Annotated in this window: 25 protein-coding genes, 1 tRNA gene and 2 pseudogenes; 12 read left to right on the top strand and 16 right to left on the bottom strand. The window is 61.5% G+C overall.

The genetic code is table 11. The features are described 5' to 3' along the window. Positions 1 to 30: 30 nt before the first annotated feature. The gene (locus ACZ0AI_RS07955) at positions 31 to 963 is read left to right on the top strand and encodes an ABC transporter ATP-binding protein (protein ID WP_463565280.1); all 933 of its coding nucleotides are present in this window, start codon (positions 31 to 33) and stop codon (positions 961 to 963) included. Next, the gene (locus tag ACZ0AI_RS07950; protein ID WP_463565279.1) at positions 960 to 1,748 is read left to right on the top strand and encodes an ABC transporter permease; all 789 of its coding nucleotides are present in this window, start codon (positions 960 to 962) and stop codon (positions 1,746 to 1,748) included. Before ACZ0AI_RS07955 ends, ACZ0AI_RS07950 begins: the two co-directional genes overlap by 4 nt. Positions 1,749 to 1,938: 190 nt before the next feature. Here the strand turns inward: ACZ0AI_RS07950 and ACZ0AI_RS07945 are convergent, their stop codons facing one another. From ACZ0AI_RS07945 to ACZ0AI_RS07935, 3 genes are all read right to left on the bottom strand, one after another. Then, on the bottom strand, positions 1,939 to 2,910 hold the full coding sequence (locus tag ACZ0AI_RS07945) for a magnesium and cobalt transport protein CorA (RefSeq protein ID WP_225833107.1): 972 nt from the start codon (positions 2,908 to 2,910) through the stop codon (positions 1,939 to 1,941). Between the two features lie 76 nt (positions 2,911 to 2,986). After that, on the bottom strand, positions 2,987 to 3,709 hold the full coding sequence (locus ACZ0AI_RS07940) for a lysophospholipid acyltransferase family protein (protein WP_225833104.1): 723 nt from the start codon (positions 3,707 to 3,709) through the stop codon (positions 2,987 to 2,989). A 125-nt stretch (positions 3,710 to 3,834) separates the two neighbouring features. Next, positions 3,835 to 4,524 (bottom strand): crotonase/enoyl-CoA hydratase family protein, encoded by a 690-nt coding sequence (locus ACZ0AI_RS07935; RefSeq protein WP_463565278.1) that lies wholly within the window; start codon positions 4,522 to 4,524, stop codon positions 3,835 to 3,837. A gap of 353 nt (positions 4,525 to 4,877) precedes the next feature. Here ACZ0AI_RS07935 and ACZ0AI_RS07930 point away from each other — a divergent pair. Further along, positions 4,878 to 4,967 (top strand) — tRNA-Ser (locus ACZ0AI_RS07930). A gap of 188 nt (positions 4,968 to 5,155) precedes the next feature. Here the strand turns inward: ACZ0AI_RS07930 and ACZ0AI_RS07925 are convergent. Next, positions 5,156 to 5,377: pseudogene (locus tag ACZ0AI_RS07925) on the bottom strand (type II toxin-antitoxin system Phd/YefM family antitoxin); the annotation flags it as partial. Positions 5,378 to 5,597: 220 nt separating this feature from the next. On the opposite strand from ACZ0AI_RS07925, the gene ACZ0AI_RS07920 reads away from it, so the two are divergent. The 3 genes from ACZ0AI_RS07920 to efp all read left to right on the top strand — a co-directional run bounded on the left by ACZ0AI_RS07920 (position 5,598) and on the right by efp (position 7,851). After that, positions 5,598 to 5,861, top strand: coding sequence for a hypothetical protein (locus ACZ0AI_RS07920; RefSeq protein ID WP_463565277.1), 264 nt, complete (start codon positions 5,598 to 5,600; stop codon positions 5,859 to 5,861). A gap of 240 nt (positions 5,862 to 6,101) precedes the next feature. Then, positions 6,102 to 7,232, top strand: coding sequence for an elongation factor P maturation arginine rhamnosyltransferase EarP (earP, locus tag ACZ0AI_RS07915; RefSeq protein ID WP_463566072.1), 1,131 nt, complete (start codon positions 6,102 to 6,104; stop codon positions 7,230 to 7,232). Positions 7,233 to 7,278: 46 nt separating this feature from the next. Next, the gene (gene efp, locus ACZ0AI_RS07910; protein WP_225833091.1) at positions 7,279 to 7,851 is read left to right on the top strand and encodes an elongation factor P; all 573 of its coding nucleotides are present in this window, start codon (positions 7,279 to 7,281) and stop codon (positions 7,849 to 7,851) included. A gap of 138 nt (positions 7,852 to 7,989) precedes the next feature. Here efp and ACZ0AI_RS07905 read toward each other — a convergent pair whose 3' ends face one another. The 3 genes from ACZ0AI_RS07905 to ACZ0AI_RS07895 form a co-directional block, all read right to left on the bottom strand. After that, complete coding sequence (locus tag ACZ0AI_RS07905; protein ID WP_463565276.1) at positions 7,990 to 8,547, bottom strand: Smr/MutS family protein; 558 nt, start codon at positions 8,545 to 8,547, stop codon at positions 7,990 to 7,992. 48 nt (positions 8,548 to 8,595) lie between these two features. Continuing rightward, on the bottom strand, positions 8,596 to 8,919 hold the full coding sequence (locus tag ACZ0AI_RS07900; RefSeq protein ID WP_463565275.1) for a hypothetical protein: 324 nt from the start codon (positions 8,917 to 8,919) through the stop codon (positions 8,596 to 8,598). Positions 8,920 to 9,015: 96 nt separating this feature from the next. Then, positions 9,016 to 9,615, bottom strand: coding sequence for a cysteine hydrolase family protein (locus ACZ0AI_RS07895; protein ID WP_463565274.1), 600 nt, complete (start codon positions 9,613 to 9,615; stop codon positions 9,016 to 9,018). A gap of 246 nt (positions 9,616 to 9,861) precedes the next feature. Here ACZ0AI_RS07895 and prmB point away from each other — a divergent pair, with 246 nt between their 5' ends. Next, a complete protein-coding gene (gene prmB, locus ACZ0AI_RS07890) occupies positions 9,862 to 10,767 on the top strand; it encodes a 50S ribosomal protein L3 N(5)-glutamine methyltransferase (protein WP_463566071.1) in 906 nt (301 codons plus the stop codon). Positions 10,768 to 10,999: 232 nt separating this feature from the next. Here the strand turns inward: prmB and cobF are convergent, their stop codons facing one another. The 5 genes from cobF to phhA all read right to left on the bottom strand — a co-directional run bounded on the left by cobF (position 11,000) and on the right by phhA (position 17,041). Next, positions 11,000 to 11,764 carry a precorrin-6A synthase (deacetylating) gene (gene cobF / locus ACZ0AI_RS07885; RefSeq protein ID WP_463565273.1) on the bottom strand — a complete coding sequence of 255 codons (765 nt, stop codon included), beginning with the start codon at positions 11,762 to 11,764 and terminating at the stop codon, positions 11,000 to 11,002. A 157-nt stretch (positions 11,765 to 11,921) separates the two neighbouring features. After that, positions 11,922 to 14,186 carry a glucosylglycerol-phosphate synthase gene (ggpS, locus tag ACZ0AI_RS07880; RefSeq protein ID WP_463565272.1) on the bottom strand — a complete coding sequence of 755 codons (2,265 nt, stop codon included), beginning with the start codon at positions 14,184 to 14,186 and terminating at the stop codon, positions 11,922 to 11,924. Between the two features lie 98 nt (positions 14,187 to 14,284). Next, positions 14,285 to 15,574, bottom strand: a complete 1,290-nt coding sequence (locus ACZ0AI_RS07875) for an MFS transporter (protein WP_463565271.1) — start codon at positions 15,572 to 15,574, stop codon at positions 14,285 to 14,287. Between the two features lie 191 nt (positions 15,575 to 15,765). After that, entirely contained in the window at positions 15,766 to 16,122 is a 357-nt protein-coding gene (locus ACZ0AI_RS07870; protein WP_463565270.1) for a 4a-hydroxytetrahydrobiopterin dehydratase, read from the bottom strand. Between the two features lie 133 nt (positions 16,123 to 16,255). Beyond that, positions 16,256 to 17,041: a phenylalanine 4-monooxygenase gene (gene phhA / locus ACZ0AI_RS07865; protein WP_463565269.1), complete on the bottom strand. Its 786-nt coding sequence runs from the start codon at positions 17,039 to 17,041 to the stop codon at positions 16,256 to 16,258. A 239-nt stretch (positions 17,042 to 17,280) separates the two neighbouring features. On the opposite strand from phhA, the gene ACZ0AI_RS07860 reads away from it, so the two are divergent. After that, positions 17,281 to 18,834, top strand: coding sequence for a sigma-54-dependent transcriptional regulator (locus ACZ0AI_RS07860; RefSeq protein ID WP_463565268.1), 1,554 nt, complete (start codon positions 17,281 to 17,283; stop codon positions 18,832 to 18,834). A 45-nt stretch (positions 18,835 to 18,879) separates the two neighbouring features. Here ACZ0AI_RS07860 and ACZ0AI_RS07855 read toward each other — a convergent pair whose 3' ends face one another. The 4 genes from ACZ0AI_RS07855 to ACZ0AI_RS07840 form a co-directional block, all read right to left on the bottom strand. Further along, on the bottom strand, positions 18,880 to 19,542 hold the full coding sequence (locus tag ACZ0AI_RS07855) for a DUF799 domain-containing protein (protein ID WP_463565267.1): 663 nt from the start codon (positions 19,540 to 19,542) through the stop codon (positions 18,880 to 18,882). A 5-nt stretch (positions 19,543 to 19,547) separates the two neighbouring features. Beyond that, complete coding sequence (locus ACZ0AI_RS07850; RefSeq protein WP_463565266.1) at positions 19,548 to 19,904, bottom strand: DUF4810 domain-containing protein; 357 nt, start codon at positions 19,902 to 19,904, stop codon at positions 19,548 to 19,550. 17 nt (positions 19,905 to 19,921) lie between these two features. Further along, complete coding sequence (locus ACZ0AI_RS07845; RefSeq protein WP_463565265.1) at positions 19,922 to 20,590, bottom strand: CsgG/HfaB family protein; 669 nt, start codon at positions 20,588 to 20,590, stop codon at positions 19,922 to 19,924. Between the two features lie 278 nt (positions 20,591 to 20,868). Then, positions 20,869 to 21,765: a LysR substrate-binding domain-containing protein gene (locus ACZ0AI_RS07840; RefSeq protein WP_463565264.1), complete on the bottom strand. Its 897-nt coding sequence runs from the start codon at positions 21,763 to 21,765 to the stop codon at positions 20,869 to 20,871. A 129-nt stretch (positions 21,766 to 21,894) separates the two neighbouring features. On the opposite strand from ACZ0AI_RS07840, the gene ACZ0AI_RS07835 reads away from it, so the two are divergent. The 4 genes and pseudogenes from ACZ0AI_RS07835 (at position 21,895) to ACZ0AI_RS07820 (ending at position 26,545) form a co-directional block, all read left to right on the top strand. Beyond that, entirely contained in the window at positions 21,895 to 22,722 is an 828-nt protein-coding gene (locus ACZ0AI_RS07835; protein ID WP_463565263.1) for an HTD2 family dehydratase, read from the top strand. A gap of 79 nt (positions 22,723 to 22,801) precedes the next feature. Next, entirely contained in the window at positions 22,802 to 23,965 is a 1,164-nt protein-coding gene (locus ACZ0AI_RS07830) for an acyl-CoA dehydrogenase family protein (protein ID WP_225833048.1), read from the top strand. Positions 23,966 to 23,975: 10 nt separating this feature from the next. Further along, entirely contained in the window at positions 23,976 to 25,328 is a 1,353-nt protein-coding gene (locus ACZ0AI_RS07825) for an MmgE/PrpD family protein (protein ID WP_463565262.1), read from the top strand. Positions 25,329 to 25,342: 14 nt separating this feature from the next. Then, positions 25,343 to 26,545, top strand: a pseudogene (locus ACZ0AI_RS07820) (CaiB/BaiF CoA transferase family protein). The last annotated feature ends 10 nt before the right edge of the window (positions 26,546 to 26,555 follow it).

Raw genomic sequence — 26,555 nt, 5'->3', positions numbered from 1 at the left:
CCTGTCATTTTTCATGCGTGCGTATCCTTTATGAGTACTGCTCTGTCGATCCGGCAGCTGACCAAAACCTACGGCAACGGCTTCCAGGCCTTGCACGGTCTCGACCTCGATGTGGCCGAAGGTGATTTCTTTGCCTTGCTTGGCCCTAACGGTGCGGGTAAATCCACCACCATCGGCATCCTCTCGACGCTGGTGAACAAGTCCAGTGGCACGGTCAACGTGTTCGGCCATGACCTGGACGCCCAGCCTGCCGCGCTCAAGCGCTGCATCGGCGTGGTGCCCCAGGAATTCAACTTCAACCAGTTCGAGAAGGTCTTCGACATCGTCGTGACCCAGGCCGGTTACTACGGTATTCCTGCGCGACTGGCCAAGGAGCGTGCCGAGCAGTACCTCAACCAGCTGGGCTTGTGGGACAAGCGCGACGTGGCCTCGCGGGAGCTGTCCGGCGGTATGAAGCGCCGGCTGATGATCGCCCGGGCGCTGGTGCACCAGCCGCGGCTGCTGATCCTCGACGAGCCGACTGCGGGTGTCGACATCGAACTGCGGCGCTCGATGTGGAGCTTCCTCACCGATCTCAACAAGCAGGGCATCACCATCATTCTCACCACCCACTACCTGGAAGAGGCCGAGCAGTTGTGCCGCAACATCGGCATCATCGACCACGGGCGGATCGTCGAGAACACCAGCATGAAAGCGCTGCTGGGCAAACTGCATGTCGAGACCTTCTTGCTGGATCTGAAGCACGACCTGGCTGCCGTCCCGCAGCTTGTCGGCTATCCCGCCAAGCTGGTCGACCACCACACCCTCGAAGTGCAGGTGGACAAAAGCCAGGGCGTCACCGAGCTGTTCCGGCAATTGTCGGCACACAACATCGAGGTGCTGAGCCTGCGTAACAAGAGCAACCGCCTGGAGGAACTGTTCGTGTCCCTGGTCGAGAAGAACCTGTCGAAGGTGGCCGTATGAGTCATGAGCAGTCCGAGTTCAACGCCAACATCGTGGCGTTGCGCACCATCGTCTACCGCGAAGTGCGTCGCTTCATGCGTATCTGGCCGCAGACGCTGCTGCCCCCGGCGATCACCATGGTTCTGTATTTCGTTATCTTCGGCAATCTGATCGGTCGGCAGATCGGTGACATGGGTGGCTTCACTTACATGGAGTACATTGTGCCGGGGCTGATCATGATGTCGGTGATCACCAACGCCTATGGCAACGTGGTGTCGAGTTTCTTCGGCAGCAAGTTCCAGCGCTCGGTGGAGGAGTTGATGGTCTCCCCGGTGTCGCCGCACACCATCCTTATCGGTTACGTCACTGGAGGCGTGCTACGCGGGCTGGCGGTCGGTGTGATCGTGACGATGCTGTCGCTGTTCTTCACCCATCTGCAGGTGCACCACCTGGGGTTGACGGTGCTGGTGGTACTGCTGACGGCGACGATCTTCTCGCTGGGCGGCTTCGTCAACGCGGTGTTCGCGCGCAACTTCGACGATATATCGATCATCCCGACTTTCGTGCTGACGCCGCTGACCTACCTGGGCGGCGTGTTCTATTCGATCACCCTGCTGCCGCCGTTCTGGCAGACTGTGTCGATGGCCAACCCGGTGCTGCACATGGTCAACGCCTTCCGTTACGGCATTCTCGGCGTATCTGACATCCGCATCGGCACCGCCATCGGCTTCATGTTGGTCGCCACGGCTGTGCTCTATGTACTGTGTGTGCGTTTGCTGGTCAGCGGGCGCGGCATGCGCCAGTAAGCGAGGCGAGGTAGGGGGCTGTATGCCCGGCCCCTTACCTGAACCTGCAAGAGAGCCCGCTTGTAGGTGCGTTGCCCTCGGCGCGAATCGATCGTCTCACGAAGTGCGAACTCCTGGTGAACGCTGATCGCCGGCAAGCCGGCTCCTACGGTTGGCGGCTTCAGGTAGCAGGGATATTGCGCTTTGCCGTCTACAGCCAGCCGTAATGCCGGAAGCTGGCGTACAGGCCTACGCAGCCTGCGCCGATCACACCCAGGACTGCGAAATAGCCGTACTGCCAGGTGAGCTCGGGCATGTTGTGGAAGTTCATGCCATAGATGCCGGCGACGGCTGTGGGGAAGGCCAGTATGGCTGCCCAGGCGGCGAACTTGCGTTGCACCACGCTTTGCCGGGACGACTCCAGCAGCAGGCCAATCTCGATGGCGTGATCGGCCATCTCGCGCAGGTTGGTAAGGTCTTCGAGCAGGCGATTGACGTGGATGGCGACGTCACGGAAGTACGGCCGCATGTTCTTGTCGATGAAGGGGAAGTCCAGGTGTTGCAGCTCCTGGCAGATCTCCGCTAACGGGCCAATATTGCGGCGCAGGCGCAACAGGTCGCGGCGCAGTTGCTGAATGCGCACCACCTCGGTATGGGTCATGGCGCATTCCAGCACCGTCTGTTCGAGCTGCTCCAGCTCGGCGTAATAGATATCCATCAACGGTCGGTAATTTTCGATGATGAAGCTGAGCAGGGCGTAGAGCACGAAGTCTTCACCGTGTTCAAGCAGCAGCGGCCGTGCCTCGCAGCGCTGGCGCACCCTTGAATAGGGCGCGGATTCGCCGTAGCGGGCGCTGATCACGTAGCCCTTGCCGGCGAATAACTGAGTTTCCACGAAGGTCAGTTCGTCGCCGACCTGCACCGGCGAATAAAGCACCAGAAACAGCGCGTCGCCGAAGGTCTCGAGCTTGGGGCGGGTGTGTCGTTGCAGCGCGTCTTCCAGGGCCAGTTCATGCAGATTGAACTGCCGCTGCAGGTTGCCGAGCTCTTCGCTGCCAGGATCGTGCAAGCCGATCCACACGAAGTGCTCGGGCTTGCTTGCCCAATCGCGGCCTTCGTCGAGATGGATATCGCTGACCTTGCGGCCCTTGCTGTAAACGGCTGCTGCGACGACTTCGCCCATGGTTGGCCCCGTGCGTAACCTGTTCGCTGCAGCTTACCTGCTTATCTCAACTCGCTCAGCACCTTTGAACAGGCTCTCAGGTGCGAGCCAGCTCGGCATCCATCGAATCGATACAAGCCTGCATGCGTGTACGGCAGGTTTCGATCAATTGAGGCAGGTCATCCATGCTCAAGCCTGCAGTGGGAATCTCGGGCAGTGAACGGATCATCACCTTGCCACTGTTCCAGCTATTCAGGCGCAGGCTTCGCACATAGCTGCTGGCACATACGGGGATGATCGGTACGCCCGCGTTGACGGCCATCTGGAAGGCGCCCCGCTTGAAGGGCAACAGTTCACCGCCGCCATTGCGGGTGCCTTCGGGAAATACCCAGATCGAGGTGTTTTCGTGCTGCAGCGTATGGGTGGTGGCCAGCATCGAGCGCTTGGCTTTGTGCGCATTGCCACGGTCGATCAGCACATTACCCGCCAGCCAGTACAACTGACCGAACAGCGGCACCCATTTAAGGCTCTTCTTGCCAATGCTCACCGTGCGCCTGGGTACCACGCGGCCGATGACATACAGGTCATAGTTGGACTGGTGATTGGCGATGATCACGCAGGGTTTGCTGTGTTCAGCAAGGTTGCGTGTATCGGTCTCTACCCGAATGCGTAACAGCCGCAGTGCCGGTAGAGAATAGAAGCGCGCGCAGAGGCGGCTGTTATCCGGGTGGAAGGGCCTGCATAGGCCCAATAGCAATCCGAGAATGCCTGCGATGATGAAATGCACGCTCATCATCAGCATGCGCAGTACGAAAAGCATAGGTGCGACCCACTCGAAAAAGGTCGCGCAGTGTAGAGGTGGCCCAGGCTTTGGGCAATTGCCAGGCCATTACCAGTGATTGCCAGCATTCATGCATACAGCCCATGAGGCTGCATGCATGAACCTTACAAGGCGTGCTGCTTATCCAGCTCGATAGACTTGTCGAGTGTTTCCAGCAGCGCGGCACGTACCTTGAGCTTGGTCTTGCGGTGGGCGTTCATGTTGATCTTCTTGAACTGCACCGCCACGGCTAGGGCGGTGGCGAGCAACTGCTCGGCGGGCACCACCTTGTCGAGGAAACCGGCATCCACTGCGCTCTGCGGATCGAACATCTCGCCATTGATTACCGAGCGATGGAACGCGGATTTGCGCAGGCGATCACGGGCTAGCTCAATACCGACATGGTGCATGGTCATGCCGATCTGTACTTCGTTGAGGCCGATGCTGAAGGCGCCCTCGACACCGATGCGGTAATCACTGGAAAGCAGCAGGAACGCACCTTTGGCTACCGCGTGGCCCGGGCAGGCGACGATGATCGGATAAGGATGAGCGAGCATGCGCCGCGCCAGGGTCGAACCCGCGGCTACCAGGTCGATGGCATTCTGCGGGCCGGAGGTCATTACCTTCAGGTCGTAACCCCCGGAAAGAATGCCCGGCTGCCCGGTGAGGATTACGATGGCCTTGTCCTGGGTGGCGCGATCCAGGGCTGCATTGAAGGCCTCGATCAGCGCAGGAGAAATGGCATTCACCTTGCCGTTGCTCAAGGTCAGGGTGGCGATGCCGTCATCGAGTTGGTAGCTGATCAGGTCGCTCATGGTCGACTCCTTGTTCTGGATATGCGGCTGACGTTACCCATCGGACGAGGTCAGGTAAAGCGCGAAGGATGACCGACAAGTCAGTGTTCAGGGCCAAGCTGCCCGGGCGAGTGAAGGGAAGATCCCACTTGCAACGTAGTGCCGATGATGGATTGGGCCGATCAGCATTGCCGACAATCTCATCCATACCTGTCACCGCAGATTGGTAAGCCGCCGTTGAGCCCTTGCACTTGCTGGAGCGGGCTGCCACTTGTTGTGGCTTAACCACATGAATCTTCTAAAAAAGTTTTGCCTTTGGGCAACCGTTCGATTACATTAGCGCGCCTCGACAGACAGCATGTCTGGCGAGATCCGGTGAAGTGTCCGAGCGGTTGAAGGAGCACGCCTGGAAAGTGTGTATACGAGAAATCGTATCAAGGGTTCGAATCCCTTCTTCACCGCCACTTTCGAATCAACGCAAACCCCCGTGAATCCTAGCGATTACGGGGGTTTTGTGTTTCTGGCTTCTGAGGGTTAGGACATTTCTAGGGCAAAAGCGCGTTTTCCAGTCCGCTTATGGCCGCTTTAGTCCGATCTGAATTCCATCATCCTGAAAACCAGGCCGGCCATGCTCTTGGTGTCGGAGGGTAGCGCAGTCGTCTACCGGCTCTTCCATGCCTTCCTTGATGGATTCGCGCATACCAGGAACGGACAGCAGGTACAGCGTTTCCTGGATGGCTTCCCAATCATCAGCCGATATCAGCACGGAGTTGCTGCGCTTGCCCAAGATCAGAATCGGCTGATGGGATTCTGTGGACTGATCCATCAAGCCATACAGGTTGCTGCGTGCTTCGCCGGCAGTGAGTGGTTGCATGATGATTGGCCTCCTGGGGATGCTCTCGTCGTACGCTAAGCCGTACGTCATGTTAATGGCTCTTCGTCGTTCAGTGGGTCAGCCGCAAAGCGTCCTGCAGGTGATCGGGGGGAGAGGTGTGCATATCCGTCAGGCGGTCACTGTATAGCCTGAACCTCTAGGATTTCGGCCTCTCGGATTCTATGAGGCCAAATTTTTGGCCTCTCTCGAGGTAACTGTCATGAACGTGAAAAGTACCGAAGGTGCTCAGGATAAATCCAAGAGCTCTGCAAACGGCGGCGCCAAGAATAGTTCGCAAGGGGCGCATCACGACAAGGATAAGTCAAAGCCTGCCGAGCAATCCAAGGCACAGCAACGCGACGATGAAAAGAGCGGACAAAATAAAGGTTCTGCTGCTGCCAGTAGCAAGCACAAGGACGCGGATGAGTCCCCTGGTAATAAATCGAGCGGTAACAAGTCGATCCAGGCTGCAAAGTCGAAGTAACGCGGCGCGCTAATCAGAAGCCCGGCCTAGTGTCGGGCTTTTTCATTGGGCAGGTCTGTATGGGGGCTCAGAATGGCTCTGGGGTACTAGGATCAAGATCCTCAGAGCATCGTAGAATGGCGCTCGACGATGCGCGCCACTGTGAGTCGCCTGCAGTAACGGCTAGCCGCTGCCCACGGTAAATAGCGTGGCCTGCAGTGCGAACATTTGACGTGTGGATACCTCTTTTTGAGTGGGAATGTGGCAGTGAAGTGGGATGTTTTCTGTAGGGTCGTGGACAACTACGGCGATATCGGGGTGGCCTGGCGGTTGGCGCGGCGGTTGGTCGCCGAGCAGGGCGCTGAGGTGCGTCTGTGGGTCGATGACTTGGCCGCGCTCGCGCGTATTTGTCCGCAAGCGGATGCCAAATCAGCCTGCCAGCATTTGTGTGGTGTCGAGGTGCGTCGTTGGGAGCAGATCTGGCAAGTGGTCGAGCCGGCAGATGTGGTTATCGAGGCTTTTGCCTGTGAGTTGCCTAGCCAGTATGTGGCCGCGATGGTTGCATGCTCCGCGCGGACTCTCTGGCTCAACCTGGAGTATTTGAGTGCTGAGGATTGGGTCGAGGGCTGTCATGGGCTGCCGTCGATGCAGAGCAATGGCCTACAGAAGTTCTTCTTCTTTCCCGGTTTTACCGCGGGTACCGGTGGGTTGCTGCGCGAGGGCGATCTGCTCGGCGCCCGTGACGTGCTGCAGCAGGACGCTGGCGCCCGTGAGCGCTTCCTCGAGTCGATGGGCGTGCGCCCGGCCTCTGACGCGCGGCTGATTTCCCTGTTTGCCTACGAGAACGCCTCGTTGCCCGGTTGGCTGGATGCCTTGGCGAGCGATGCTACCCCCAGCCATCTACTGGTGCCCGAAGGTCGGATTCTCGGGGGCCTGCAGCACTGGCTGGGGCAGCCTGTCGACGTTGGCTCAGTGGTGAGGCGTGGTGCGCTGAGTGCTCAGGTGCTGCCTTTCATGCAGCAGGATCAGTACGACGCGCTGCTCTGGTGCTGCGACCTGAATCTGGTGCGCGGCGAGGATTCCTTCGTGCGCGCGCAGTGGGCCGGTCGACCGCTCGTCTGGCACATCTATCCTCAGGAGGAGGGCGCGCACTGGGATAAGCTGGAGGCTTTCATGGCATTGTACTGCCAAGGCCTTTCTGCCGAAGCCAGCGCAGCGCTGCGGACCGTGTGGCGAGCCTGGAATGCTGGTGCGCCAATGAATGATGGCTGGAACGCTTGGCTGCGGTGCAGCGATGAGCTGGCCACCCATGCCCGGGAGTGGGCGAAGTGCCAGGCGGTACGTGCAGATCTTGCCGCGGCGCTGGTGCAGTTTTACCGAAATTGGCTATGATACGCGGCCTCGAATTTTGTAAATCCATTCAGATCCGGATATTCGTATGAAAACCGCACAAGAAATGAAGCCTAACAGCGTGGCCCTGATCGATGGCCAGCCATGGCTGATCCAAAAGGCCGAGTTCACCAAGTCCGGTCGTAACAGCGCCATCGTGAAGATGAAGCTGAAAAACCTGATGAACGGCTCGAAGACTGAAACCGTCTACAAAGCCGACGACAAGATGGAACCGGTCATCCTTGAGCGCAAGGAAGTGAACCTGTCCTACATCAGCGGCGACGACTACGTTTTCATGGATCCGGAATACAACTCCTACGAGCTGCGCGCCGAAGACCTGGAAAGCGTTCTGCCGTTCATTGAAGAAGGCATGAACGACGTCTGCGAAGCCGTGTTCTTCGAAGGCAAAGTGATCTCCGTCGACTTGCCGACCACTATCGTGCGTCAGCTGACCTACACCGAAGGTTCCGCCCGTGGCGACACTTCCGGCAAGGTGATGAAGCCAGCCAAGCTGAGCAACGGCACTGAAGTGAAAGTGGCTGATTTCTGCGAAATCGGTGACTGGATCGAGATCGACACCCGCACCGGCGAGTACAAGTCCCGCGCCAAGGCGCCGGTCTGATCGTCAGGTTTGCGATGTGATGAAAAACCCGGCCTTCGCGCCGGGTTTTTTGTGCCTGCCGTTTATCGCGGGCACCTTACTTATTAGCGGGGTGTGCAGCGGCAACTCTAGATGATTTGCTCCGGTGTGACGCTAACCTTACTCGTCGCGGCCATCCATCATGATGCGCTTGAGCATCACGTAGACCGCGCCGGTTCCACCATGCTTGGCGATGCAGGAAGTGAAGCCCAGCACTTGCGGGTGTTGACGCAGCCAGGTGTTCACATGGCTCTTGATCATTGGCCTGCGCCCGTCGGTGCGTACCGCCTTGCCGTGGGTCACGCGTACGCAGCGAACCTCCAGCTTGGTCGCTTCGGCGAGAAACTCCCAGAGAGTGTCGCGGGCTTTCTCCACACTCATGCCATGCAAGTCGAGGCTGCCGTCGAAAGGGATCTGGCCGAGCTTGAGTTTGCGCATCTGGCCGTCTTGCACGCCGTTGCCGGCCCAGTACAGCGCATCCTCAGGGCCGACATCGATGACGAACTGATCGGACAGACCATCCACCTTGATGGTGTCCGTGCGCAGGGTCGCTGCCTGGCGCAGGGTGGCCAGGCGGGCACGGTCGCTCTTCGGCTTACCGGTGTCGGCGCGATCGTGCTTGATCGGCTTCACGCCTTGCAGCTGTGCCTTGAACAGGGAAAAGTCATCGTCTTGCATCGGAGCCTCCGCAGGGGGCGACAAGTTTACCAAGCGGAGAAGGGCAGGTCAGTCGCGTTTCTTCATCAGGTGTGGCGACATGGCCAGGTCAGCCTTGCGATGGCGTATACGGCGGCGGCATTTGCGCCAACCCACTACACCGCCGTAAAGCAAGACCAGGCCAAGTGCCAGTATGGCGCCGGCATTGCTGGTGGAGTCATTCAGGTTGCCAAGTATCTGCGGCCTGCCCAATAGCGTTGCGGTACCCGCCATGGCCAACAGAATACCGAACGTCGCACACAGGGCCGCAACGGCTGCGGCAACCTGCAAGCGCCAGTTGCCCGAGTTTTTCGGGCGTAGGCGGCGGGCATTGAAACCGTCTGATTGCTTCATGGGGCGACATTTCCTCGAGGGATCTTTTCGCTATGACTGGCAGGAGTAAGGCGGGTTCAAACCAATGCGGCGCCAGGCGACGCATTTGAAGCGGGCTTACAGCAGTGCGCTGGCGTCCGGAACCCAGGCCGCGAAGTTGTCGGCCAGGGCGATCATTTCGATGCGATGCATCTCGGCGGCGCTGATCACTTTGCCATCTGGCGTCGGTAGATCACGGGTGGCGCAGGCGGCGTCGACCACGGTACAGCGGTAACCGTAATCCTTGGTGGCGCGAATGGTGGTGCTGATGCTGGAATGGGTCATGAACCCGCAGACGATCAGATCGAGATGACCGAGGGACTGCAGCTTCTCGTGCAGGTCGGTACCGGAGAAAGCGTTCGGCATGCGCTTCTCAAGGACGATCTCGCCCGGCAGTGGTGCCACTTCCGGGAGATGGTCGCCACGTGGGCCGCGGGGATCCAGCAGGCCACCAGGGATGCCCAGGTGCTTGACGTGAACGATGGCACCGCCCTGGGCACGTACGGCATCCAGCAGTTTGGCGATTTCCGCCAAGGCTGCATCCAGGCCAGGCAACTGCACCACACCACTGCGATATTCTTCCTGGGCATCGATGACCAGCAGAGTCGCATTGCTCAGGTTGGCAGGCGCATGGCCACGACCAGTGAGCTGATAGAACGTTTGCGGGTGGGACGACATGTACGACTCCTTGCTGGCGCGGTTAACGGTGCATATTGTCCGCCTCTATGACGCTGCTGTGAACCTCTCTGTTGGTTGTATTGCAGCGCAGCGGTCTCGGTAACCCAAGTGAATCGTTTCAGCTTCCGAGCACAAGCGCGGGCCTGCCCATCGAACAGGCGCCTGGCAGCGCTGGATTGCCAGGGTAGGCCTGCTAAACTAACGCCTTTTGCCCGGAGCCACGTTGTGACCGATGCCCGCCCAGCCCTGAACACCCGCCTGCGCACGCTGCGCGATTACATCCGCTGGGCCGTGAGCCGTTTTCAGGCAGAGGAGCTGTTCTTCGGGCATGGCACCGACAATGCCTGGGATGAGGCGCGGCAGTTGGTGCTCGGCGCCCTGCATCTGCCCTGGGAAATCGCTGACAGCTACCTGGATTGCCGCCTCGAGGAGGACGAGCAGCAGCACCTGCACGCTTTGCTGCAGCGGCGCATAGAAGACCGTGTACCCACCGCCTACCTGCTTGGCGAGGCGTGGTTCTGTGGCTTGCCTTTTATCGTCGATGAGCGCGTGCTGGTGCCGCGCTCGCCTATCGCCGAGCTGATCGAGCAACGTTTCAGCCCCTGGCTGTCTGGTGAACCGGCGCGGATTCTCGACCTGTGCACGGGCTCGGGCTGTATTGGTATCGCCTGCGCTTATGAGTTCCTCGATGCCGAAGTGGTGCTTGGCGATCTGTCCTACGAGGCGCTGGAGGTGGCCAACCGCAATATCGAGCGCCATGGCCTCGATGAGCGGGTGTATACCGTGCAGGGCGACGGCTTCGCCGGGCTGCCGGGGCAGCGCTTCGATCTGATCGTCTCCAACCCACCCTATGTGGATGCCGAAGATTTCGCCGACATGCCGGCTGAGTATCAGCACGAGCCGGAAATGGGTCTGGCCTGCGGTGATGACGGGCTGGATCTGGTACGCCGGATGCTGGCCGAAGCGGCCGATCACCTGACCGATAAAGGCCTGCTGATGGTCGAAGTGGGCAACAGCCAAGTGCACGTCGAGGCGCTGTATCCCGAAGTGGATTTCGCCTGGCTGGACTTCGCCCGTGGCGGCCATGGCGTGTTCATGCTCTCAGCCGAGCAGTGCCGCGAACATCAAGCGCTGTTTCGCGAGCGTCTCTGAGGCGATGTTCTTGATCGGCCAGCTCGAAACAAAAGTCGCCTGACCGGCCGCTACGTGGCGCAAGCGGCCGTTCGATTTGGTGGGCTGAAGCCCACCCTACGGTTAGATGCACGGCTGTAGGGTGGGCTTCAGCCCACCAATTGGCGCCCCACAACGAACGGCGGCTACCGCCTTGTAGCGGTCGAACAGCCAGGCGACAGGCAGCAGACGGCCGATATCCTCGAGTCTGCGATCAGGCCTCGCGCCCGCCACGGCGCAGCAGGTAGCTGTCCATGATCCAGCCGTTGGCCTCGCGGGCAGCTGCGCGGGTATGCGCGATGCGCTCGGCGACATCGGCGAGCTTGCCGGCGATAAGAATCTCGTCCGGCGTGCCGACGTAGGCGCCCCAGTAGATATGTAGATTTTCGCTAATCACATGGCGGTAGCTGTCCTGTGCGTCGAGCATCACCACCACGCTGTCCACGCCCTCTGGCCAGCCTTCGCGTAGGCGTCGACCAGTGGTGATCTGTACGGCACGGCCGATCTGGTTCAGAGGAATGCGGTGGCGCGCGGTAAGCGCCTGAACGCTGGTGATGCCGGGGATCACCTCGTAATCAAGGCGCATGCCGCCCGTGATCACGCCATCTAGAATGCGGATGGTACTGTCGTAGAGCGACGGGTCGCCCCAGACCAGGAATGCGCCGGTTTCGCCTTCCTGCAACTGGTTGATCAGCTGCTCGAACACCGCCTGCTTGTCACGGTTGAGGCTGTCGATGCTCGCGTCATAGTTGGCCACATCGCGTTCGCGTTCCGGGTTGGTCGCTTCGAGGATTCGATAAGGGCGACCAGGCTCGATATAGCGATCGAGGATCAGGCGGCGCAGGGCGATCAGCTTGTCCTTGGCTTCACCCTTGTCGAGGATGAAGAACACGTCGGCGCGATTGAGCGCCTTGATCGCTTGCGTGGTGAGGTAGTCAGGGTCACCGGCGCCGATGCCGATGATCAGGATGTCTTTCATGCTGCGCGTCTCGTACTTGCAATGGCGCGCAGCATAGCAGTTCGTCACGACAGCTGACCGTAGCCTGCTGCTGAGCGAAGCGATGCGCAGGAGCGAGTTGTCGGCAGGCCGAATGCTCCCCGGGGTATCGCTTCGCTCAACGCCAGGCTACTGGTGTTTAACCAGTCGCCAGGCGCAGGACATTTTCCTCTTCTGCCGATGGCTCGGCGACGCCGGCGAGGAACTCGTCGCCCCAGCGACGGATATCGTTGTAGTTGACGATATCGAACAGCTCGCGCATCCGGGCACGGGCTTCGGCCTTGGGCATGTTCAGCGCCAGGTAGCAGGTTTGCGCCAGGTCGGCGGTGTCGTGGGGGTTGGTCAGTAGCGCGCCCTTGAGCTCCGCTGCAGCGCCGGCAAACTCGGACAGCGCCAGCACGCCCTGGCCTTCGAGCAGGCCCTGGGTGGCGACGAATTCCTTGGCCACCAGGTTGAGGCCGTCGCGCAACGGCGTGATCCACATGACATCGGCCATGGCGTACCAAGCCACCACTTCGTCGAACGGGAAGCTGCGGAAGAAGAACTGCACGGGCGTCCAGCCGATCCGCGCGAAGCGGCCGTTGATGCGCCCCACCGCCTGTTCGATCTGCGATTGCAGCTCGTCGTAAATGGTCATTTCGCGGGCCGCCGGCACGCAGATGCTGACCAGGGTGATCTTCTTGTGCAGCTCCGGGTTGTCGGCCAGCAGTCGCTCGTAGGCCTGGAGTTTTTCAAGAATGCCCTTGGTGTAATCCAGGCGCTCGACCGACAGTACCAATTTGATGCCACTCAGCTCGCTGCGCAGGTTGGCCATCTGCTCGCGGGTTCTTTCCTGCGCCAAGGCATTGCGCACGCGATCGATATCCAGACCGACCGGGTGAGCACCAAGCTTGACTACGCGGCTGCCGGTGTCCACGGCAGTGGTCATGCGCTCCAGCCCCACAGCGCAGCCGTAGGTGATGAAGCGTGGCGCGCAGTTCTGCCGGCTGACGGTCTGCAGCGGCGTGACGCCACGCGCTACGTCGACAAAGTTCTCCACTTGGCGCGGGATATGGAAGCCGATGTAGTCGCACTGCAACAGGCTGCCGATGATCTGCCGGCGCCACGGCAGCACGTTGAACACGTCGGCCGATGGGAAGTAGGTGTGGTGGAAGAAGGCGATGCGCAGATCCGGGCGCAATTCGCGCAGGTAGCCCGGCACCATCCACAGGTTGTAGTCGTGCAGCCAGACGATAGCGCCTTCCGCGGCTTCCTTGGCGGTGCGCTCGGCAAAGGCACGGTTGACCTTGAGAAACACCTGCCAGTCACCCTCGTCGAAGCGTGCGCGCTCCCAGAAGGTGTGCAGGGTCGGCCAGAAGGCTTCCTTGGAGAAGCGCTTGTAGAAGATGTCGACTTCTTCCTTGCTCAGCGCCACCCGTGCGGCGGTTAGTTTCGGATAGCGCTCGGCGTCTACGGTGGTGTGGGTTTCGAACGGCTCGTCGCCTTCCTCGTCGACCGCCCAGGCGACCCAGGAGCCAGGGCGCGAGTCACCGAAGAAACTCATCAGGGTCGGGATGATGCCGTTGGGCGAGGTCGGGCGGCGGCGCTGTACCTTGCCGTCCACGCGGTGTTCTTCGTAAGGCAGGCGGTGATAGACCATCACCAGTTCGGCGCGGCCTGGTTTGGTGGCGCTGCGTTTTTCCGCAGCAATGCCATGTTCGCCGAGGAAGCCGAAATGCACGAAGGCCTGCAGAATACCGCCGCAACCTGAGCGATCCGCCTGCAGAATCCAGGATTGATGCTCGGTGGCCTTGATCAGGTTGGGCTCCGACTCGCCGACGCAGACGCCCTTGTAAGTGCCGTCGAGCATGTTCAAATCATTGAGCGTATCGCCGCAGGCAAGTACTTGACCGGCCTCGATGCCCAGCCAGTCGACCAGGGCCTTGAGGCTGGAGCCTTTGTTCACGCCTTTGGGCAGAAAGTCCAGGTAGCGATCCGCGGAGTAGAGCAGATCGCAACCTAGCTTTTCTGCCGCTGCCAGCAGGGCTGGATCGGCCGCTTGCTCGGGCGTGCAGAAGTACGAGCAGCGGCGCGCTTGCGGTACGTCCTGGCGCTCCAGCTCGAAGCCTTCCAGGGCTTGAGCGACCAGGCTCTCGCCCGGCCAGAGAGCATCGACCTGGCCTTGCAGGCGCTGGATCGGTTGCAGGGTGTCGCCGTGTACGAAGGTGGCGCCGACGTCGGCGATGATAAAGTCCGGTTGTGGCAAGGTCGGGTCGGCCAATAGCGGCAATACCGCTTCCAGGCTGCGACCCGTTACGTAGGCCAACTGAATTTCCGGGTGAGCGGCGATTGTCTGGTAAAGGCTCAGGCGATCCTCGGGATCACCGGCGAGAAAGGTTCCATCAAGATCGGTTGCAAGTAGCATGCGCTGTCTCCCTGTCCATGAGTGGTGCAGTGACGCGCCGACATCAGCCGACGAGCAAAGCGGGCACCTTGAGGTGCCTCTGTTCTGTAGGCGTTTGCCTACGATGAAGCGGTGGCGGGCTCCTGCTCGTCACCTTGGTTACCGTTGTCCGGGTCGTTTTCATCGTCCGACGGTGGGGCGTCGGGCATCAGCTCCAGTACGGTATGGCTGGTGCGTAGCATCGGTACGAAGTGTGCCTGCTCACCGGCGACCAGGTCGCTGACGTGGCGCAGGCGATAGAAGGTGTAGGCCGCCAGCAGCCCCAGGGTTGCAGCGAAATACAGCGGCAGTGCGGCAGCGCCGGTGTATTGCATCAGTATGCCGGCGAGCAGCGGCCCGCATACGGAGCCGACGCCGTTGATCATCAGCAGGCTGCTGGAACCGGAAAGAATCTCGTCGCTGTGCAACTGGTCGATCAGTTGCGCCACGGCGATGGGATAGATGGCGAACGACAGTCCACCGAAGATGAACATCAGCGCCAGCAGCGTGCGCCCGGCAGGCAACAGGCTCATCAGCAGTGCGACGACCACCGCGGCGCTGACTACCCAGAACAGCACCCAGCGCCGATCATGGCTGTCGGAGAAGCGGCCGATTGGCAGTTGCAGCAAGGCGCCACCGAGAATAGTCGCGCTCATCATCAGGCCGACCCCCGACGCATCGAAACCATTGAGGCTGGCATACACCGGCGCCATCCCCCAGAACGCACCAAGTGCTAGCCCCGAGAGGCCGGCCGCGGCAATCGACAGTGGGGCGATGCCGACGATGGCGCGCAGGTTTGTGTGCAAGGTATCCGGTACGCTTGGCTGCGGCTGGCGCGTCAGGGTGATGGGCATCAGCGCCGCGCTGATCAGCATTGCCGCCAGGGCGAAGAGCAGGAACTCACCGGGATCGGCCAGGTTCAGCAACTGCTGAGCAGCAGCCAGGGCACCCAGGTTGACCGCCATGTAAACCGCGAACATCTGCCCGCGTTTATCGTTGGGCACCTGAGCGTTGAGCCAACTCTCTATGACCATGTACAGGCTGACCAGTGCCAGGCCGTAGAGCACCCGCAAGCCAAGCCATACCCAGGGGTCGACGATCAACACATGGAGCAGCGCGGTGATCGCGGCGAGGGCGGCGCAAAAGGAGAATGCACGGATATGCCCAACGCGACGAACCAGCGGAATCGCCAGCCAGGTGCCGAGGAGAAAACCGACGAAGTACCCGGACATGATCAGTCCGAGCATTCCGGTGGAGTAGCCTTCGGCGACGCCACGCAGAGTCAGTAGAGTGTTGAGCAAACCGTTGCCAAGGAGGAGTAATGCGACCCCACCCAGCAACGAGCTGATAGGGGAAATCAAGGACCACATGGCGAACAACCCTAGGGGACTATGCCAGTGATAGCAAGCATGAAGCGCGCCAGTGATCTTTGCGATGGTTATCTAGGTGTTTGAAATATAAAGATTATTTTTGCCGACGAACGGTCTTTGTGTTTTTCTGGGGAGTGAAAGGCACCAGCGCGGTGCGCGAAGGATCGACTTTTTCCCGTTTACGGGGCATTTCATTTGCGCCCATCGGCGCCCTTGGCCAACTCGTCGGTGCGCGCCGCCATGATGAAATCGTTGCGGTGCAGGCCCTTGATCGAGTGGCTCCACCAGGTCACGGTGACCTTGCCCCATTCGGTCAGCAGGGCAGGGTGATGGTTCTCCGTTTCGGCGATTTCGCCCACTGCGTTGGTGAAGGCCAGCGCATGTTTGAAGGTGCGAAAGGCGTAGGCCCTTTCGAGCTGCATCACGCCGTCGCGAACCTCGATGTTCCAGTCGGGAATCTGCCGCAGCAGCTCCGCCAGCTCGGCTTCGCTGACCTTGGGTGCATCGGCGCTGCAGGCTTCGCAGGTGGCTTTGGATAGATCGGTCATAAATGGCTCCGCTGATATGTAGTCAGGACTATGCGAATTGAACATCGTGTAGGAGCCCGCTTGTGGGCGATCGCTCTACCGTCAATCATCGCCCGCAAGCGGGCTCCTACGATCCAAATTGTTATCTGCCCCATCAAGCCGCCTTGGGCGGAAACTTCGGTTCGTGCAGGCCCAGGCGCATCGCCTCCTGAACATGGCCCATGATGTCTTCCTGGGCCAGGGCGAACAGCCGTTGCAGATCCGGCAGGACGAAATACAGCGGCTGCAGGATGTCGATGCGGTAGGGCGTACGCATGGTTTCGACAGGATCGAACTGCAGGTGTTCGGGCTCTGCGGACAGACAGTACACCGCTTCCTTGGGCGAGGAGAGAATGCCGCCGCCATAGATGCGCTTGCCCGCCGGGGTATCCACCAGCCCAAATTCGATGGTCATCCAGTATAGGCGGGCGAGAAACACCCGCTCCTGAGGGCTGGCGGCCAGGCCCAGGCGGCCGTAGGTGTGGGTGAACTCGGCGAACCAGGGGTTGGTGAACAACGGGCAGTGGCCGAATATCTCGTGGAAGATGTCCGGCTCCTGCAAGTAGTCCAGCTGCGCTTCAGTGCGAATGAAGGTAGCCACCGGAAACTGCTGATTGGCGAGCAGTTCGAAGAAGCGTTGAAAGGGAATCAGCGCTGGTACCTGCGCCACCTGCCAGCCGGTCGCGGCGCGTAGTACACGGTTGATGTCAGGCAGTTGCGGAATTCGATCATGGGGCAGGGCGAGCCTGTCGAGGCCATCGAGATAGGGCAGGCAGGCTCGTGACTCGATCACCGCGAGCTGGCGCTTGATCAGCGTCTGCCAGGTGCGGTGCTCGACCTCGTCATAGTGGATAAAGCCGCTCGCGTCAGGCTGCCTGGCGACGTACTGGCTGGCTTTCATCTGGTGATCTCCCTCGCACAACCCGATCTGGTCATGGCTTACCCACCCTGCGGTGCGTTGCCTGTCGTAAGCATGGCGCAGGCTGAGGGTTGTGCGAGGGGCGTGCGCGACCTGCTTGAGGGCCATGACCGAGGTTTTCGTAAAGAAAGGATTACGTTTCGCGCAAACCCTTGTGGTGGGCTCGAGCGGATCCACTAGACTGGCAAGAAACCTTGACGAAAATAACAAGAGCGGCCGTCATGCGTATCAAGATCCATTGCCAGAACCGTGTTGGTATCCTGCGCGACATCCTCGAACTGCTGGTCGACTACGGCATCAACGTCGCACGTGGTGAGGTCGGTGGCGAGCAGGGCAACGCCATCTACCTGCATTGCCCCAACCTGATCAATCTGCAGTTCCAGGCCCTGCGCGCCAAGTTCGAGGCCATCACCGGCGTGTTCGGCGTCAAGCGCGTGGGCCTGATGCCCAGTGAGCGTCGCCATCTGGAACTCAACGCCTTGCTTGGCGCCCTGGAGTTTCCGGTGCTGTCCGTCGACATGGGCGGCAGCATCGTCGCCGCCAACCGTGCTGCTGCTCAGTTGCTCGGCGTGCGGGTGGACGAGGTGCCGGGTATCCCACTGTCGCGCTACGCCGAGGATTTCGACCTGCCGGAGCTGGTGCGGGCCAATCGCTCGCGTATCAATGGTCTGCGGGTCAAGGTCTGCGGTGACGTGTTTCTCGCCGACATCGCACCGCTGCAAAGCGAGCACGACGATAGCGAGGCCATGGCCGGCGCGGTGCTGACCTTGCACCGTGCCGACCGCGTTGGTGAGCGGATCTACCAGGTGCGCAAGCAGGAACTGCGCGGTTTCGACAGCATCTTCCAGAGCTCCAGAGTGATGGCGGCCGTGGTGCGTGAGGCGCGGCGCATGGCGCCGCTGGATGCACCGCTGTTGATCGAGGGCGAAACCGGTACCGGCAAGGAGCTGCTGGCTCGCGCCTGTCACCTGGCTAGCCCACGGGGGCAATCGCCGTTCATGGCGCTCAACTGTGCCGGCCTGCCAGAGTCGATGGCCGAGACCGAACTGTTCGGTTACGGCCCCGGTGCCTTCGAGGGGGCCCGTGCCGAGGGCAAGCTGGGCCTGCTGGAGCTGACCGCAGGCGGCACCCTGTTTCTCGATGGTGTCGGCGAAATGAGCCCGCGTTTGCAGGCCAAGCTGCTGCGCTTTCTGCAGGACGGTTGCTTCCGCCGCGTCGGCAGTGACGAGGAGGTGTACCTGGATGTGCGGGTGACCTGCGCCACCCAGGTCGATCTGTCCGAACTCTGCGCCCGTGGCGAGTTTCGCGAAGATCTCTATCACCGGCTCAACGTGCTCAGCCTGCACATCCCGCCGCTACGCGAATGCCTCGACGGCCTGCAGCCTTTGGCCGAGCATTTTCTCGACCGCGCCAGCCGGCAGATCGGCTGCCCGCTGCCCGGCCTGGCACCTGCCGCGCTGGACAAGCTGGGGCGCTACCACTGGCCGGGCAACGTCCGACAACTGGAGAACGTGCTATTTCAGGCGGTATCGCTGTGCGAGGGCGCGATGGTCAAGCCCGAGCACATTCGCCTGCCAGGTTATGGCGCGGCGCAGCCGCTGGGTGACTTCTCGCTGGAAGGTGGGCTGGACGCCATCGTCGGGCGTTTCGAGAAAGCCGTATTGGAGCGCCTGCACGGTGAATTTCCGAGCAGCCGCTTGCTCGGCAAACGCCTGGGCGTGTCCCACACCACCATCGCCAACAAGTTGCGGGAGCATGGGGTGGGCAAGGAGTAGGCAGAAATAAAATGAGCCCGGTGATCCGGGCTCGTCTGGCGGGCTTCAGCGAGCGCTGACGGGCCGCGCGCGCGGGCCAGGCAGAATGCCGTTGACCGGGTTGCTGCTCAGCAGGCGGGCGCTGGTGATGCCTGCGATCTCATGGCCACGATCATTCAGGCTGTTCATCACCTGATTGACCAGCGCGGTGATGAGGATGCCCGCAAGGCCGCCGCCGCTGTTCTGCTGTTGCTCCGCAGTGCTGGCGCGGGCGATGCCTTTCCACAGTTCCTTGCCGGTACGCAGGTCGACCAGCGTAGCGCTGGCGGCAACTGCCACTTCGCTGCTGATCACCTTGTAGCTGCTGCCGTACTCGGTCACGTCGATGTACAGTACCGTGTCGGCGCCGAAAATTTCGTACAGCTTCTGCGGCGAGACTTCGCGGATTTCCTCGGCGTTGAGCATGCCGTTCTGTTTGAACGTCTCGTTGACCACCGCGACGGGCAGCACGTAGTAGCCCGCCTCGCTCAAAGGCGCGGTGATCAGCGAGTAGACGCTGAAGGACGCTTTGATATCCGGCGATTTGTTGACCGGAGGCAGTACCAGAATGGAGGCCGGGCTACTTTCCTTGAAGGCGCTGTAGTCATAGGGCTGCTTGGTGGCGCAGCCGGCCAGCAGCGCGAGCACGGCCAGCGCCGCGAGTGTTCTGATTGAGTTCAGTAGAGACATGTCGATCACTTGGCGATATTGCGCATCAGGAAGTCCATGTACTGAGCGGACTCGGGGAACAGGGCCTTCTCGGTTTCGAACTGCTGGCGCACCTGATCGGGCTTGCCAATCTCCGCGTACAGCATGCCGAGATGGGCATGGAAGCCTGGCGGCAGAGTGCGATCCGCCGCGCGGGCTTTCTGCACGCTGGCTTCAAGGGCGGCAATTTGCTCTTCGGGGCCGGTGGTGTTCTCGAAGCGCTGATAAACCTGCTGCTGATAGCCATCCCAGTAGTACAGCGATTTGGGCTGCTGGGCGCAGCCGCCCAGCGTTGCAACGGCGAGCAGGGCTGCCAGCAGAAGGGGAGTACGGGCGAGTTTCATGGTCGAGTTCTCCGCGCTCACTTGACCGGGCGCCAGGCGCCGCTGTCGACACCGCTGACCAGGTTGTTCACGGCTTCACGAATCGCCAGGTCGAGTACCTTGCCATTGAGCGTCGAGTCGTAACTGGCGGTGCCGCCGAAGCCGATGACTTCACGGTTCGACAGGCTGTACTCGCCGGCGCCCTGGGTGGAATAGACCACTTCGGAAGTGGTGACGTCGACGATATTGAGGTTCACCTTGGCATAGGCGATCTGCTGTTTGCCGCGGCCGAGAATACCGAACAGCTGGTGGTCGCCGACTTCCTTGCGGCCGAATTCGGTGACGTCACCGGTGACCACGAAGTTGGCGCCTTTCACCTGTTGAGCCTGTTTGGAGAAACCCGACTCCTGCTGCAGCTCTGCCAGGTTGTCGCGGTCGAGCACATTGAAGCGGTTCGACTGCTGCAGGTGGGTGATCAGGATGGTTTTGGCCTGCCCGCCAAGGCGGTCGACGCTGTCGCTGAAAATGCCGCGCAGATAGCTGGAACGGTTATCGAACTTGCCGACGGCGATCGGGCTGCGCGGGCCGTTGTACTGGCTGGTGGCAGTGTTGACCTTGGCGACTTCCAGGGTGCGCGAGCTTTCGGTGGCGCAACCGGCGAGCAGCACGAGCATGCCTGCAAGGCTGGCGGTGATGATCTTGTTCATACGAATCTCGTGAAAAAATGGGCAGGGCAAAGCCTGTAACGGACAGGAAGCTGCCGAACACTTTCACGAGTAATAACGCATGGGACGAATTCGCGACGGCTGCGCGAACCATTTTATGAGTCGATCCATGACGCTAACCCAGATATGGGTGCGGAGTGCTTCCTGCGGCCGCGATTCTATTGGTGGTCAAGGCATTTTGCCAGCTATGCCGATCACCGGTGTGATGAGCTTCGCTTCTTGGCGCCGCCGTTCGCTGCGTGATGTTTACCACGGGCGGTTTAGGTGGTTGCAGTCTCCGGCAGCAACGTGGCGATCAACGCACGCACGCTGCCCGGCAGGGCTTCGAGGTCGCGTACCAGCATGCTGCGTTCGCGCACGGCCCAGGCCTCGTTCAGCTCGATGGTGTGCAGCTTCATGGTGCGACGGTGTCGGCTGGCAGCGGACTCGGGGATGATGCCGATGCCGACGTTGGCTTCCACCATGCGGCAGATGGCTTCGAAGCTGGACATCTGGATGCGCAGCGATAGCGTGCCGCCCAGGGTTTCCACGTGTTCACGCAAGAAGGTCAGCAGCGTGCTGCCGTCGTGCAGGCCGATGTGCTGGTACTGCAGGGTATCGCGCAAGCTGACCTGATCGCGGCCGGCCAGGGGGTGGTTGTCCGGCACCACCAGCACCAGGCGGTCGGTGCTGAAATGCAGCACCTGCAGGCCAGCGGCTTCCACCGGCCCTGCGATGATGCCCAGGTCGGCGCCGCCGTCGAGCACGCCGCGGACGATATCGCGGCTCAGGCGCTCCTGCAGATCCACCGTCACGCCGGGGCGCTCGGCAAGGAAGCCAGCCAGTACTTCTGGCAGGAACTCGGTCACTGCCGTCGTGTTGGCGAAGATGCGGATATGCCCGGCTGAATCACTGCCGTATTCTGTGAACTCGCTTTTCAGGTAATCGACCTGGCGCATGATCAACCGCGCGTGCTGCAGCAGGCGCTGGCCGGAGGGTGTCAGCTCCACGCCACGGCTGTCGCGGTACAACAGGCGGGTGTCGAGCTGGCCTTCCAGCGCCTTGATACGCGCGCTGGCTGCTGCGGGCGACAGTGAGGCACGGCGTGCGCCCTGGGTCAGGCTGGGCGACTCGGCGATGTGGATGAAAAGACGCAAATCCGGCAGATCGAAGTGCATGGTGATCCTGTTCAGGCAGCGGAAGCGGTGTTCAGCATAACCGAACGCCGGTTTATGCAAATGCAAATTCACAGAACGATAAGTGGATTGCATGCTGGTCGCACATAAAAAAGACAGCTGGAACCCACCATGAGCGACTCTGCTTTTTCCGCCTGGATCGGCCGCACCGAAGAATCCCACGATCAACTGAGCCGCAACCTGGTCAAGCGCATCGCCGCGACCCTGGGCGAAGACACGCCCGCTCACGGCGAAGCCCTGCCGCCGCTCTGGCACTGGGCATTCTTTCAAGACCCCATCGCCGAAAGCGGCTTGGGCGGGGACGGTCACCCGGCACGCGGTGGCTTCCTGCCCCCGGCCGACAATCGCAACCGCATGTGGGCGGGCGGTCGCGTCGAGTTCATCGCCGCGCTGCGTGTCGGCGGAGAGGCGACCCGCGTGTCGACCATCAAGCACATCGAAGAAAAGCACGGCCGCACTGGCGCGCTGCTGTTCGTCACCGTGCAGCATGACTACCTGCAGGACGGCGAACTGGCGATCCGCGAAGAGCAGGACATCGTCTACCGCGAGCCCAGCCCGCCCAAGAGTGGCGCCGGCGAGGCGCTGCCGAATGGTGACTGGCGCGAAGGCGTGGTGCCCAGCCCGACACTGCTGTTCCGCTACAGCGCGGTGACCTTCAACGGTCATCGCATTCATTACGACTGGCCCTATGTCACCAACACCGAAGGCTATGCCGGGCTGGTGGTGCATGGCCCGCTGATCGCCACGCTTAACCTGCGCGCGTTCTGCCGCGCCAACCCACAGACCCGCCTGCGTCGCTTCGCCTATCGCGGCCTGCGCCCGCTGGTCGCGCCGCAGCCCTTCGAAGTGGCAGGGCGGATCAGCGCTCCGGGCAAGGCGCAGTTGTGGGCTGGCAACGAAGCCGGCATGGCCCAGCAGGCCGACGTGGAATTCGAATGATTGCACCTGCCTAGGGTGGATCGCGCATCACCGATCTACCCATATCGGCCGCGACAACAACAAGAATCGAGGAATCAAGATGACCCCGGAACAGAACGAAGAACTGAATTTCATCCGCGAAGGCGTACGCGGTCTGTGTGCCGAATTCCCTGCCGAGTACTGGCGCAAGATCGACGAAGAGAAGGGCTTCCCGGAAGCCTTCGTGGCGGCCATGACCGAAGCCGGCTGGCTGTCGGCGATGATTCCGGAACAATACGGCGGCTCTGGCCTGGGCCTGGCCGAAGCCTCGGTGATTCTCGAGGAAGTGAATCGTTGTGGCGGTAACTCCGGCACGGTGCACGGGCAGATGTACAACATGTTCACCCTGCTGCGTCACGGCAGCGACGAGCAGAAAAACTACTACCTGCCGAAGCTGGCCAGCGGCGAGCTGCGCCTGCAGTCCATGGGCGTGACCGAGCCCACCACCGGCACCGACACCACCAAGATCAAGACCACCGCCGTGCGCCAGGGCGACAAGTACGTGATCAACGGCCAGAAGGTGTGGATCTCGCGCATCCAGCATTCCGACCTGATGATCCTGCTGGCGCGCACCACGCCGCTCGCCGAGGTGAAGAAGAAATCCGAAGGCATGTCGATCTTCCTGGTCGACCTACGCGACGCCATCGGCAACGGCCTGACCGTGCAGCCAATCGCCAACATGGTCAACCACGAGACCAACGAGCTGTTCTTCGACAACCTGGAAATCCCTGCCAGCAGTTTGATCGGCGAGGAGGGCAAGGGCTTCCGCTACATCCTCGACGGCCTGAATGCCGAGCGCACGCTGATCGCTGCCGAGTGCATCGGCGATGGTCGCTGGTTCATCGAGAAGGCCAGTGCTTACGCCCGTGATCGCGTGGTCTTCGGCCGCCCGATTGGCCAGAACCAGGGCGTGCAGTTCCCCATTGCCAAGGCCCATATCGAAGTGGAGGCCGCCGACCTGATGCGCTGGCGCGCCTGCGAACAGTACGACCGCGGCGAGAACGCCGGGGCCAGCGCCAACATGGCCAAGTACCTGGCAGCGGAGGCTTCCTGGGCAGCGGCGAATGCCTGTCTGCAGACCCATGGCGGCTTCGGCTTCGCCAATGAATACGACGTCGAACGCAAGTTCCGCGAGACCCGCCTGTACCAGGTGGCGCCGATCTCTACCAACCTGATCATGTCCTACGTGGCCGAGCACTTGCTCGAGCTGCCGCGCAGTTTCTAAGGAGCTTGCCATGAGCACCCATACTCAGCAGCTCGCTGCATTTCTAGCCGATCTCCGTTACGAGCAGATCCCCGCGCAGGTGCTGGATCGTACCGAAGACCTGTTCCTCGATTGGCTCGGGTCGGCACTTGCCAGTGAAGGCGCGCGGCCGATTCCGCTATTCGAAGCCTACGCGCAGAAGATGGGCCCGGCCGATGGCCCGGCGCGCATTCTGGTCAACGGCCGCGGCACTTCGGCGTACTTTGCGGCACTGGTCAACGGCGCATCTTCCCATCTGGTCGAGCAGGATGACCTGCACAACAGTTCGGTGCTGCACCCGGCCACCGTGGTATTCCCGGCGGCCCTGGCGGCCGCGCAGGATTTGGGCAAGTCCGGCCGCGAGCTGTTGCTGGCCTCGGTGGCCGGCTACGAGGCGGGCATTCGCATCGGTGAATTCCTCGGTCGCTCCCATTACCGCATCTTCCACACCACAGCCACGGTTGGCACCCTGGCCGCTGCCGTGGCGGTGGGCAAGCTACTGAACTTCGATAAACAGCAGTTCGTCCACCTGCTCGGCAATGCCGGCACCCAGGCCGCCGGGCTCTGGGAGTTCCTGCGCGACGCTGCCGACTCCAAGCAATTGCACACCGCCAAGGCCGCTGCCGATGGCCTGCTGGCTGCGTACTTCACCGAGCAGGGCCTGACCGGCGCACAGAACATTCTCGAGGGCGAGCAGGGCATGGCTGCCGGGATGTCCAGCGATGCCAACCCGAGCAAGCTATCGGATCGTCTCGGCAGCCGCTGGGCACTGGCAGAAACCTCGTTCAAGTTCCACGCCTCCTGCCGCCACACCCACCCGGCTGCCGATGCGCTGCTGGAACTGATGCAGCGCGAAGGCCTGCGACATGGCGACATCGCCCAGGTGATCACCCATGTGCACCAGGGCGCCATCGATGTGCTGGGGCGTGTTGTGGTGCCGCAGACCGTGCATCAGGCCAAGTTTTCCATGGGCACCGTGCTGGGCCTGATCGCGGTGCATGGCAAGGCGCAGCTCACCGAGTTCGAGAACCTGTCGCTCAGCGATGCTGACGTCAGCGAATTCAGGGACAAGGTCAGCATGCGCCTCGACCCCGAGGTGGATGGCGCTTATCCGGCGCGCTGGTTGGGTCGGGTCGAGGTGGTTACCACCGACGGCCGCACCTTGCGCGGCGCCATTGACGAGCCCAAGGGCGACCCGGGCAACACCCTCAGCCGCGCCGAGCTGGAAGACAAGTTCCGCCGTCTGCTGGCATTCGCCGGCAAGCGCAGCAGCGTTGATGCCGGCGAGCTGATCGCCAAGGTCTGGCGCCTGCGTGACACCAATGATCTGAGCAACCTGGCCTGAGCGAGGAAACGGATATGAACGACGTACAACAACCGCGTCCGCTCGATGGCATCACCGTGGTCAGTCTGGAACATGCCATCGCGGCGCCGTTCTGCACTCGTCAGCTCGCCGACATGGGCGCTCGGGTGATCAAGGTCGAGCGCCCCGGCAGTGGTGATTTCGCGCGCGGTTACGACGAGCGGGTCAATGGCCTGGCGTCGCATTTCGTGTGAACCAACCGTTCCAAGGAAAGCCTGACCCTCGACCTCAAACAGGACGACGCCAGCGAGGTGCTCGACAGCTTGCTGGAAAAGGCCGACGTGCTGGTACAGAACCTCGCACCGGGCGCGGCGGCGCGCATGGGGCTGTCGTTCGAGGCGCTGCATGCGCGCTTCCCGAAGCTGATCGTCTGCGACATCTCCGGTTACGGCGAAGGCGGCAGCTATGAGAAGAAGAAGGCCTACGACCTGCTGATCCAGAGCGAGGGCGGCTTCCTGTCGGTCACCGGCGGGGCAGGCGACGATCAATTGGCCAAGGCCGGCTGCTCCATCGCCGATATCGCCGCCGGCATGTATGCCTACAGCAACATTCTTACCGCTCTGCTGCTGCGTGGCAGAACCGGTCTGGGCAGCCGCATCGATGTGAGCATGCTCGAGAGCCTGGTCGAGTGGATGGGTTATCCCCTGTATTACGCGTACGACGGTGCCACGCCGCCGCCACGTGCCGGGGCCGCCCACTCGACCATCTATCCCTACGGCCCATTCCCCGCTGGCGACGGCGGCACGGTGATGCTCGGCCTGCAGAACGAGCGCGAATGGCAGGCGTTCTGCGAGCGGGTGCTGCTGCAGCCTGAACTGGCGACCGATGAGCGTTTCTCGGCGAACTCCAGGCGTTCGGCCAATCGTGAGGCACTGCGCTCGATCATCGTTGGCACCTTCGCCGTGCTCAGTGCCGAACAGGTGATCGAACGGCTGGAACAGGCGCAGATCGCCAACGCCCACGTCAATGACATGGCCGGTGTTTGGGCCCACCCGCAGCTCAAGGCCCGCGACCGCTGGCGCCAGGTGGACAGCCCGGCAGGCAGCCTGCCCGCGCTGCTGCCACCCGGTAGCAACAGCGCCTTCACGCCGCGAATGGATGCAGTGCCCGCGTTGGGCGAGCACACCGAAGCCTTGTTGGCAGAGCTGGGTTATGCCACGACGGATGTCCAGCGTCTGCGCCAGCAGGGCGCGATCTAGAACTGTTGAA

The organism is Pseudomonas sp. AC355 (genome assembly GCF_979258205.1).
Note: the sequence above shows the minus strand (reverse complement) of the source record. Positions and strands in the feature narration are given on the sequence as shown.

What these genes read in the sequence shown, in the direction of transcription:
- ACZ0AI_RS07825 (WP_463565262.1), top strand. Translation starts at nt 23,976, where the DNA reads ATGAGCACCCATACTCAGCAGCTCGCTGCATTTCTAGCCGATCTCCGT.
- ACZ0AI_RS07955 (WP_463565280.1), top strand. Translation starts at nt 31, where the DNA reads ATGAGTACTGCTCTGTCGATCCGGCAGCTGACCAAAACCTACGGCAAC.
- ACZ0AI_RS07935 (WP_463565278.1), bottom strand. Translation starts at nt 4,524, where the DNA reads ATGAGCGACCTGATCAGCTACCAACTCGATGACGGCATCGCCACCCTG.
- ACZ0AI_RS07950 (WP_463565279.1), top strand. Translation starts at nt 960, where the DNA reads ATGAGTCATGAGCAGTCCGAGTTCAACGCCAACATCGTGGCGTTGCGC.
- ACZ0AI_RS07850 (WP_463565266.1), bottom strand. Translation starts at nt 19,904, where the DNA reads ATGAAACTCGCCCGTACTCCCCTTCTGCTGGCAGCCCTGCTCGCCGTT.
- cobF (WP_463565273.1), bottom strand. Translation starts at nt 11,764, where the DNA reads ATGAAAGACATCCTGATCATCGGCATCGGCGCCGGTGACCCTGACTAC.
- ACZ0AI_RS07875 (WP_463565271.1), bottom strand. Translation starts at nt 15,574, where the DNA reads ATGTGGTCCTTGATTTCCCCTATCAGCTCGTTGCTGGGTGGGGTCGCA.
- ACZ0AI_RS07900 (WP_463565275.1), bottom strand. Translation starts at nt 8,919, where the DNA reads ATGAAGCAATCAGACGGTTTCAATGCCCGCCGCCTACGCCCGAAAAAC.
- phhA (WP_463565269.1), bottom strand. Translation starts at nt 17,041, where the DNA reads ATGAAAGCCAGCCAGTACGTCGCCAGGCAGCCTGACGCGAGCGGCTTT.
- ACZ0AI_RS07945 (WP_225833107.1), bottom strand. Translation starts at nt 2,910, where the DNA reads ATGGGCGAAGTCGTCGCAGCAGCCGTTTACAGCAAGGGCCGCAAGGTC.
- ACZ0AI_RS07855 (WP_463565267.1), bottom strand. Translation starts at nt 19,542, where the DNA reads ATGTCTCTACTGAACTCAATCAGAACACTCGCGGCGCTGGCCGTGCTC.
- ACZ0AI_RS07920 (WP_463565277.1), top strand. Translation starts at nt 5,598, where the DNA reads ATGAACGTGAAAAGTACCGAAGGTGCTCAGGATAAATCCAAGAGCTCT.
- ACZ0AI_RS07870 (WP_463565270.1), bottom strand. Translation starts at nt 16,122, where the DNA reads ATGACCGATCTATCCAAAGCCACCTGCGAAGCCTGCAGCGCCGATGCA.
- ACZ0AI_RS07860 (WP_463565268.1), top strand. Translation starts at nt 17,281, where the DNA reads ATGCGTATCAAGATCCATTGCCAGAACCGTGTTGGTATCCTGCGCGAC.
- ACZ0AI_RS07840 (WP_463565264.1), bottom strand. Translation starts at nt 21,765, where the DNA reads ATGCACTTCGATCTGCCGGATTTGCGTCTTTTCATCCACATCGCCGAG.
- ACZ0AI_RS07830 (WP_225833048.1), top strand. Translation starts at nt 22,802, where the DNA reads ATGACCCCGGAACAGAACGAAGAACTGAATTTCATCCGCGAAGGCGTA.
- ACZ0AI_RS07940 (WP_225833104.1), bottom strand. Translation starts at nt 3,709, where the DNA reads ATGCTTTTCGTACTGCGCATGCTGATGATGAGCGTGCATTTCATCATC.
- ACZ0AI_RS07905 (WP_463565276.1), bottom strand. Translation starts at nt 8,547, where the DNA reads ATGCAAGACGATGACTTTTCCCTGTTCAAGGCACAGCTGCAAGGCGTG.
- ACZ0AI_RS07895 (WP_463565274.1), bottom strand. Translation starts at nt 9,615, where the DNA reads ATGTCGTCCCACCCGCAAACGTTCTATCAGCTCACTGGTCGTGGCCAT.
- ggpS (WP_463565272.1), bottom strand. Translation starts at nt 14,186, where the DNA reads ATGCTACTTGCAACCGATCTTGATGGAACCTTTCTCGCCGGTGATCCC.
- efp (WP_225833091.1), top strand. Translation starts at nt 7,279, where the DNA reads ATGAAAACCGCACAAGAAATGAAGCCTAACAGCGTGGCCCTGATCGAT.
- ACZ0AI_RS07835 (WP_463565263.1), top strand. Translation starts at nt 21,895, where the DNA reads ATGAGCGACTCTGCTTTTTCCGCCTGGATCGGCCGCACCGAAGAATCC.
- ACZ0AI_RS07845 (WP_463565265.1), bottom strand. Translation starts at nt 20,590, where the DNA reads ATGAACAAGATCATCACCGCCAGCCTTGCAGGCATGCTCGTGCTGCTC.